The following is a 1,593-nucleotide window of genomic DNA, read 5'->3' on the forward strand; positions in this document are numbered from 1 at the left end:
ATGGGCCTGGGCTATCAGCGTTCGGAAGAGGAATACCTCCTGCCGTCGCTGCTGTCGCCGGGCAACCGTAAGGACGGCAACCTCGCCGCCAAGGTCGGCGTGGGTATCCAGGGCGACCTGGGCCGCGTCGGCATCCGCACCGAGCTGGCGTACCGCGCCGACTTCGACGACAGCAGCGTCGCTGCTCCGAAGGAAGACTGGTTCGGCGACGTGCTGGCTTCGGTCGGCATCGTGATCCCGCTGGGTCCGGAACCCGCCGCTGCCGTAACCCCGCCGCCGGCGGTGGAAGTCGGTTGCGCGGACAAGGACGACGACGGCGACGGCGTCAACAACTGCGACGACAAGTGCCCGGGTTCGCAGGCTGGCCAGACCATCGGTCCGGACGGCTGCGCGGTGCCGGTCACCATCGACCTGAAGGGCGTCAACTTCGACTTCGACAAGGCGACCCTGCGTCCTGACGCGGTGTCGATCCTCAACGAGGCCGCCGAGATCCTGAAGCGTTACCCCGACCTGAAGGTCGAAGTCGCCGGTCACACCGACCTGTGCGGCAAGGACACCTACAACCAGAAGCTGTCGGAGCGTCGCGCCAAGGCTGCGTACGACTACCTGACCAGCAATGGTGTGGATGCCGGCCGCCTGACCGGTCCGGTCGGCTACGGCGAGAGCCGTCCGCTGGAATCGACCCCGCAGACCTTCCCGGCCTGCAAGAGCGAAAAGAACCGCCGCACCGAGCTCAACGTCCAGAACTGATCGGACGCGCGGCGAGTGCGGACCGTTCGCGGTCCGCACTGCAACACTCAGAAGCCCGGTCTCGCGCCGGGCTTCTTTTTATGTTTCAAGCGCGGTCGTAATCATTTTCGAAAGTAAGACTTACAGCGCATTTTGTTTCTAAATATCGACCGTTCGTCGGGCCGACTGAACCGCAGTGGGCGTATTGCGTGCGGAAGCGTTACACACAAACCGACTTGCACTCGACTGAACTACGTTAAGTGGTATTAACAAACTTGCTGAGCGTGTATGATCCCCCCGCCAGTGACCGCGGTGCTAGGCCTTGCCAGTGCTGAAAGTGTCTCTGTCACAAGAGTCAGCGCCGCAGAAGACTGTCCCGATCACACAGTCCCGATCACCCCCCGTTCCGATCGATCTGAAGGAGTTACACATGAAGATTCGTATGTTGAGCACCGCCCTGTTGGCGGGCTTGGCTTTCTCGCAGGTTGCCAGCGCGCAGGATTTTGACGACCGTTGGTACGTCACCGGCGCCGTCGGCATGAACATCCAGGACAACGACCGCGGCACCCGCAACGCGCCGTTCGGTGCGATCGGCCTGGGCAAGTTCCTCAACAAGAACTGGTCGCTCGACGGTGAGCTGAACTATCAGAACCCGAAGTTCGACGACAACCAGGACGCCAACTGGAGCCAGTACGGCATCTCGCTGGACCTGCGTCGCCACTTCGTGACCGACGGCCGTAACTGGAACCCCTACATCCTGATGGGCCTGGGCTATCAGCGTTCGGAAGAGGAATACCTCCTGCCGTCGCTGCTGTCGCCGGGCAACCGTAAGGACGGCAACCTCGCCGCCAAGGTCGGCGTGGG

General features: G+C 62.6%; 2 protein-coding genes. Both read left to right on the plus strand.

Annotation, left to right across the window (positions count from 1 at the left end; all coding sequences use genetic code 11):
• A partial coding sequence (locus AB4Y92_RS25015) for an OmpA family protein (protein WP_441822077.1) occupies nucleotides 1–750 on the plus strand: 750 nt, incomplete at its 5' end.
• Nucleotides 751–1,159: 409 nt separating this feature from the next.
• A partial coding sequence (locus AB4Y92_RS25020) for a porin family protein (protein WP_441822078.1) occupies nucleotides 1,160–1,593 on the plus strand: 434 nt, incomplete at its 3' end.

This window comes from Lysobacter sp. TAB13 (assembly GCF_052113885.1).
Taxonomy (GTDB): domain Bacteria; phylum Pseudomonadota; class Gammaproteobacteria; order Xanthomonadales; family Xanthomonadaceae; genus Lysobacter; species Lysobacter gummosus.